The organism is Streptomyces sp. Isolate_45 (assembly GCF_024721315.2).
Lineage (GTDB): Bacteria > Actinomycetota > Actinomycetes > Streptomycetales > Streptomycetaceae > Streptomyces.
This window is the reverse complement of sequence record NZ_JANFAK020000289.1, coordinates 1-5,257: the sequence shown is the minus strand read 5'-3', so window position 1 is coordinate 5,257 and position 5,257 is coordinate 1. Positions and strand designations below refer to the sequence as shown.

The window sequence follows — 5,257 nt, the reverse complement described above, 5'->3', positions numbered from 1 at the left end:
ACCCGGGGCTGCCGGCCGCCGAGCCCTTCCCGATCCCGGTGCACTCGGGTGACATCCGCGTCGACGTCCAGTCCGCGTGTGCTGCGGGGCGGGCACGGCGGCGCGGCGGGCCGGCGGGATCGGCCCCCACGGGCCCGCCGCGGGGGCGGCCGCGTAGGCATCTCCGGCGGGGTCAGCGGCGTGCCACCCAGCCGGCGATGGCGTGGCCGACGAGGACGTAGACGACGGCGGCCAGGCCGTAGCCGACGATGACGCGCGCCGTCTCACCGTCGATGGTGAACAGGTCTCGGGACCAGCTCGTCAGCCAGTCGGCGATGTCGTGGACGAGGGCGACCAGGCTGTTGCCCTGGTTGGCGTCCAGCAGCCACAACACGATCCACAGGACGATGAGGAAGGCGGCCACGTCCGCGACGAGGGCGATGGCCCGGGCGGGGCCTGCGCTGCGGGCGGCTCCGCGCGAGTGTGCTCTGGTGAGTGGGGACATGACACGCGTGTTGCCGCAGGAGGGCGACCCAAACCCGAACGGGTCGCCCAAGTGGCGCAGCCCCACGGCCGGGGTGAGGCTGCGGGGGACACCCCCGTCCCCGGAGGAAACCGTGTCCGTACTCGTACCCAGTACCGTCCGATTCCGCCGCACCCTCACCGCGGTGCTCCTGTCCTGCGCCCTGTTGGGCGGTGCGACCGCCTGTGGCGGGAGTAGCGGCGACAGCGCGCGGCAACCGGAGCTGTCCTCCGCGGCGGCGGCCGAGCTGGCCGTCCTCGCCGCGGCGGAACCGGCGGCCGCGGAAGCCGATGAGCTGGCCGCGGCGACGCCGACGCCGACCACGCCCGCCGAGAAGCAGAAGTTCGCCAAGGCCCGGTTCGTCGCCAACGCCGGTCTCGCGGCCGGCGCGACGTACCAGTGGATCATCAAGCCGTACCAGGCCGGCAAGTTCAAGAAGGGCGCCTCGGGCCGCACCTTCGCACTGATCAAGGCCGGCCTCGCGGGTGCCTTCGCCTACAACCGGCTGAAGGCCGCCGCCACCAACGCCAAGGGCGACCCGCTGCTGTCCAAGGCGATGGGCCCGCTGACGGCGGGCATCGAGTCGCTGAAGGGCCTCGGAACCAAGCTCCGCAAGGGCCAGGTCGGTGACGCCGACATCAGCTCCTTCCAGGACGTCATCAACGGGGTGAAGAACGCGGGCCAGAGCGCCGGCGCCCCGGTGAAGGACCAGGTGCCGAGCCTGTCGCAGCTCGGCGGGTAGCCGCGGGCTCCCGCGCGGGCGGGCCGGACGGGGCCGGTGGGCCGCCGTCCGGCCCGCCCGCGTTCCCGGGCTGTTTCAATGGTTCGCGTGATCGAATTCGTGGTGTTGGCCGCCGTGGCCGCCGGAACCGGCTGGCTCGTCCGCCGCAAGCACCGTACGCGCCGGGCCGCCGCCGAGCCGGCGGGCATCCCGTGCATGGCCCGGCACCCGGCCGGTGAGGGCCGCTGGCGCGTGGGCCGGGTGCACGCGGTCCCGGGCGAGGTGCCCCGCTGGGAGCCCCGGCGCGGCGGGGCCGTGCGGCTGTCGGGGGCCCGCGCGACCGGCGTACGGGTGCCGACGGTGCGGGAGGGCATCTCCATCAACCCCGGCTCGCGGATCGTGGCCTGCGTCCTCCAGGACGGCGGCGCCATCGAGATCGCCGTCATGCCGCTGGACGTGCGGGAGCTGCTGGAGGCCGTTCCGGAGCGGACCGCTCCCGAGTAGGGGCAGCCGTCCGCCCCGTCGCCGTCCGCCCGGCCCCGGTCCCCTCAGTCGCCGTACGTGAACGGCAGCGGGTTGGTGAAGCGGCCGTCCGGGGTGGCCGCGGCGACGAGGACCTGCGCGGCGGTCGGCCAGGCGGGGGCGACGGCGGCGATGAACGTGTCGCTGAGCACCACGACGTCCGTGGCGTCCGCGCCGGTGAAGCAGCCGTCGGCGTCCAGGGTGCCGAAGACGACCCGGGTGTGGCCGGTGAGGCCGCTGCCCACGAGGGAGACGGTGGTGCCTCCGCTCCTCGGGCCGACGTCCGGGGTGACGGCGAGCAGCGTGCCCGGTTCCTGCGCGTCCGGCGGGCCCGGGTGGCGCGGGGCGGGGGCCGCCGGGCAGGTGCCGGGGTCGGTGGCATCGGCGCGGGGGGCCGCGTGGGCCGGGGCGAGGGCGATGAGGGGGACCGCGGCGAGGAGGATTCCCGCCCGGCGGAGCGTGCGCGTCACGACGGAGCCTTCCGACCGATGAGCGGACCCGGAGCGGGCCCGCCCCATCATGGGGAGGAAGGGGACCGCGAATCCAGGACCGACCGGTCGTCCCGTGTCGTGTCCCGCGGCGTCACCCGTTGAGTTCCGCCAGGACGCGGAGGGTGTGCGGGTCCGGGGCGGTGACGAGGAGGTCGGTGACGGGTCCCTTGCGCCACAGTTCCAGGCGTTCCGCGATCCGTTCGCGGGGGCCCACGAGGGAGATCTCGTCGGCGAAGGCGTCCGGGACGGCGAGGACGGCCTCCTCCTTGCGGCCGGCGAGGAACAGCTCCTGGATGCGCCGGGCCTCCTCCTCGTAGCCCATCCGGGCCATGAGGTCGGCGTGGAAGTTGCGGGCCGCGTGCCCCATGCCGCCGATGTAGAAGCCGAGCATGGCCTTGACCGGCAGCAGGCCCTCGGCGACGTCCTCGCAGACCTTGGCGCGGGCCATCGGGGCGATCACGAAGTTCTCGGGGAGGTCGCCGAGGGAGGCCTGGTAGACGTCGGTTCGGGTGGGCGACCAGTAGAGCGGCAGCCAGCCGTCCGCGATCCGGGTGGTCTGGGCGATGTTCTTGGGGCCCTCGGCGCCGAGCAGCAGCGGGAGGTTCGCGCGCAGCGGGTGGGTGATCGGCTTGAGGGGCTTGCCGAGGCCGGTGCCGTCCGCGCCGCGGTACGGGTGGCTGTGGAAGCGGCCGTCCACGGCGACGGGTGCCTCGCGGCGCAGCACCTGGCGGATGACGTCGACGTACTCGCGGGTGGCGGTGAGCGGGCTCGACGGGAACGGGCGCCCGTACCAGCCCTCCACGACCTGGGGTCCGGACAGTCCGAGGCCGAGCGTCATCCGGCCGCCGGAGAGGTGGTCCAGGGTGAGGGCGTGCATGGCGGTGGCGGTCGGGGTGCGGGCGGCCATCTGCGCTATCGCGGTGCCCAGGCGGATCCGCGAGGTGTGCGCGGCGATCCAGGTGAGCGGGGTGAAGGCGTCGGAGCCCCAGGCTTCGGCGGTCCACACGGAGTCGTAACCGAGGCGTTCGGCCTCGACGGCGAGGTCGAGGTGGGCGGGTGAGGGCCCGCGGCCCCAGTACCCGAGTGCGAGTCCGAGCCGCATGGAGGTCCCCTCACCACTGTCTGACGATGCGTCAGGCGACTGTAGGGCAACGGCCCCCCGCCCGGAAGGGCGGGGGGCCGTCAGGGCTGTCCCGGCGGGCCGGGAGGCGCGGGTCAGCCGCGCTGGATGCCCGAGGTGTCGTTCAGGACGCCGCGGCGTCCGTCCTGGGTCTGGGCGATCAGCGTGGCGGGGCCGCGCTGGTCGACGGCCAGGTACCAGGTGCCGGGCGCCAGCTCGGCGATCGGGGTGGGGGAGCCGTCCTCACCGAAGAGGGGACGGGCCACCGGCACCGCGAACCAGAACGGCGTGAACTCCGCCGCCGGGGCCGGCGCCGGGGCGGGCTGGTGGCCGGAGTGGTCCTGCGGACCGGGCGCCGGGGTCGGCGTACCGCCGTAGGGCGGGGCGGGCTGCGGGGTGGAACCGTACGGCTGGGGCTGCTGTCCGCCCGGGTAGCCGTATCCGGTGCCCGGCTGCGGCTGGCCGCCGTACGGCGGGACGGCGGCGGGCCGCGGTTCCGGTACGAGCTTCCCGGCGAGGGCGGGGATCTTGGATCCGGCGATCGCGACACCGGCCAGGACCAGGGTCGCGAGGAAGGCGATGATGCTGCCGGCGCCGAGGTCGGCCCCGGACGGGCTGGTGATCAGGGACCACAGGGCGGCCCAGGCGGCGGAGACGGCCAGCACGGTGCCCCACGCCGACAGCGGCAGGCCCGCGAGCTTGCGGCCCTCCGGCTGGAGGCGGGAGAAGACGAGCAGGCCGGCAGCGATGAAGCCGGTGAGGAAGATGGAGGGCAGGACCAGCCGGTAGATGTCGGTGTCCCACGCGCTCGGGAGGTCCAGGCCGGTGGCGGAGTAGAAGTCGAGGAACGAGGCGATGAACAGCAGCACCGCTGCTCCGATCACCACGCCGTCGCCTCGAGTGAGGGAGCGGATGTTCACTTCTCAGGTGTCCTTCTCGGTCTCGGTCGTCTCGTGGTGCCGCGGTCGCAGATCAGGGCTGGAGCGGGGCGGGCGGCACCATGGTACGGAGGTTTTCCGTGACCGGGCTGACCGGGGCGGCGGGCCGCCCTGGTGGGACTACCCGCCGAGGAACCCGACGATGCCGTCGGCGATGCCCTGCGCCGCCTTCTGTCGCCACTCCGGACTCGCCAGTAGCGCCGCGTCCTTGGCGTCACGCATGTTGCCGCATTCGATGAACACCTTGGGCCGGGTCGAGAGGTTCAGTCCGCCCAGATCGTCACGGACCACCAAACCGGTCCCCGATCCGAGGTAGTTGGCGGGCCCCGAACCCGTGGTCCGGGCGAAGTTGCCCGCGATGCGCTCGCCGAGCTGCCGGGAAGGTCCGACGATCTTCGAGGTGTCCGCGGAGCCGCCGCGGACGTTGGCCGGGAGGATGATGTGGTAGCCGCGGCTGCCCTCGGAGACCCCGTCGGCGTGGACCGAGACGACCGCGTCGGCCTTGGCCTCGTTGCCGATGCGGGCCCGCTCGTCGATGCACGGGCCCCACGGGCGCTCCGGGCCCGCCTCGTGGGTGAGGAGCACCTTCACCCCGCGCGCCTCCAGGACCATCCGCAGCCTGCGCGACACGTCCATCGTGAACTCGGCTTCCATGTAGCCGGAGTTGGTGGTCGTGCCGGTCGTGTCGCACTCCTTGCGGTTCGTGCCGATGTCGACCTGGCGGTTGATCTCGCGGGAGTGCTTGAAGTTGCCCGTGTTGTGTCCGGGGTCGATGACCACCGTCCGGCCCGCGAGGGGGTTGGGAGCGGCGGCGGGAGCGCTCGGCGAGCCGGAGGCGAGGGGCGAGCCCGACGGGAGGGGCGAGCCCGACGCGGCCGGGGAGGCGGGCGCGGCCGACGCGCTCGTGGTGGCGCCGGCCTTCCCGTCCCCGCCGCCGGGGGCGGCGTGCGAGGCGGGCTGCGG

7 protein-coding genes and 1 pseudogene are annotated in these 5,257 nt (G+C 74.3%); 3 read left to right on the top strand and 5 right to left on the bottom strand.

The genetic code is table 11. The features are described from left to right. Positions 1–83 (top strand): annotated as a pseudogene (locus NOD94_RS40095) (citrate synthase 2); the annotation flags it as partial. An 89-nt stretch (positions 84–172) separates the two neighbouring features. On the opposite strand, the gene NOD94_RS40090 reads toward NOD94_RS40095, so the two are convergent. Beyond that, a complete protein-coding gene (locus tag NOD94_RS40090; RefSeq protein WP_281211178.1) occupies positions 173–484 on the bottom strand; it encodes a hypothetical protein in 312 nt (103 codons plus the stop codon). Positions 485–596: 112 nt separating this feature from the next. On the opposite strand from NOD94_RS40090, the gene NOD94_RS40085 reads away from it, so the two are divergent. Continuing rightward, entirely contained in the window at positions 597–1,244 is a 648-nt protein-coding gene (locus NOD94_RS40085; protein ID WP_281211177.1) for a hypothetical protein, read from the top strand. Positions 1,245–1,331: 87 nt separating this feature from the next. Further along, positions 1,332–1,727 (top strand): hypothetical protein, encoded by a 396-nt coding sequence (locus NOD94_RS40080; RefSeq protein ID WP_281211176.1) that lies wholly within the window; start codon positions 1,332–1,334, stop codon positions 1,725–1,727. Between the two features lie 44 nt (positions 1,728–1,771). Here NOD94_RS40080 and NOD94_RS40075 read toward each other — a convergent pair whose 3' ends face one another. From NOD94_RS40075 to NOD94_RS40060, 4 genes are all read right to left on the bottom strand, one after another. Continuing rightward, positions 1,772–2,215 carry an IPT/TIG domain-containing protein gene (locus NOD94_RS40075; protein ID WP_281211175.1) on the bottom strand — a complete coding sequence of 148 codons (444 nt, stop codon included), beginning with the start codon at positions 2,213–2,215 and terminating at the stop codon, positions 1,772–1,774. A gap of 112 nt (positions 2,216–2,327) precedes the next feature. Beyond that, positions 2,328–3,338 carry an LLM class F420-dependent oxidoreductase gene (locus NOD94_RS40070; RefSeq protein ID WP_281211174.1) on the bottom strand — a complete coding sequence of 337 codons (1,011 nt, stop codon included), beginning with the start codon at positions 3,336–3,338 and terminating at the stop codon, positions 2,328–2,330. Between the two features lie 113 nt (positions 3,339–3,451). After that, positions 3,452–4,276, bottom strand: a complete 825-nt coding sequence (locus tag NOD94_RS40065; RefSeq protein WP_281211173.1) for a DUF5336 domain-containing protein — start codon at positions 4,274–4,276, stop codon at positions 3,452–3,454. Positions 4,277–4,414: 138 nt separating this feature from the next. Continuing rightward, positions 4,415–5,257 (bottom strand): N-acetylmuramoyl-L-alanine amidase (locus NOD94_RS40060; protein WP_281211172.1); only part of this gene is annotated, 843 nt, incomplete at its 5' end.

Coding starts and splice junctions, on each gene's coding strand:
- NOD94_RS40090 (WP_281211178.1), bottom strand. CDS start 484: ATGTCCCCACTCACCAGAGCACACTCGCGCGGAGCCGCCCGCAGCGCA.
- NOD94_RS40070 (WP_281211174.1), bottom strand. CDS start 3,338: ATGCGGCTCGGACTCGCACTCGGGTACTGGGGCCGCGGGCCCTCACCC.